Here is a 347-nt window from a genome sequence, read left to right as displayed (position 1 = left end):
CCGCAGCTCCCGCTCCGGTTGCTGAGGCTCCCGCTGCTGCTGCTGCAGGCATCGAGGTCGTACTGCCCGCACTGGGCGAGTCCGTCACCGAGGGCACCGTTACCCGCTGGCTGAAGGAAGTTGGCGAGCAGGTTGAGGTTGACGAGCCCCTGGTTGAGGTTTCCACCGACAAGGTTGACACCGAGGTTCCCTCCCCCGTAGCAGGCGTTGTTGAGCAGATTCTCGTCCCCGAGGACGAGGACGTCGAGGTCGGCGCTGCTCTGGCTATCATTGGCGACGGTTCCGGCGCTGCTGCTCCGGCTGCTCCCGCAGCTGCTGAGGCTCCCGCAGCTCCCGCTCCGGTTGCT

General features: G+C 66.6%; 1 protein-coding gene. It reads left to right on the top strand.

Annotation, left to right across the window (positions count from 1 at the left end):
- Positions 1-50 precede the first annotated feature (50 nt).
- Positions 51-347: biotin/lipoyl-containing protein (locus tag HMPREF2927_RS09195; RefSeq protein WP_305793662.1), on the top strand; the 297-nt coding region annotated here is incomplete at its 3' end.

It is taken from the genome of Rothia sp. HMSC061E04 (genome assembly GCF_001813685.1).
In the GTDB taxonomy this organism is placed as follows: domain Bacteria; phylum Actinomycetota; class Actinomycetes; order Actinomycetales; family Micrococcaceae; genus Rothia; species Rothia mucilaginosa.
This window is presented reverse-complemented; position numbering and strand designations above follow the sequence as displayed.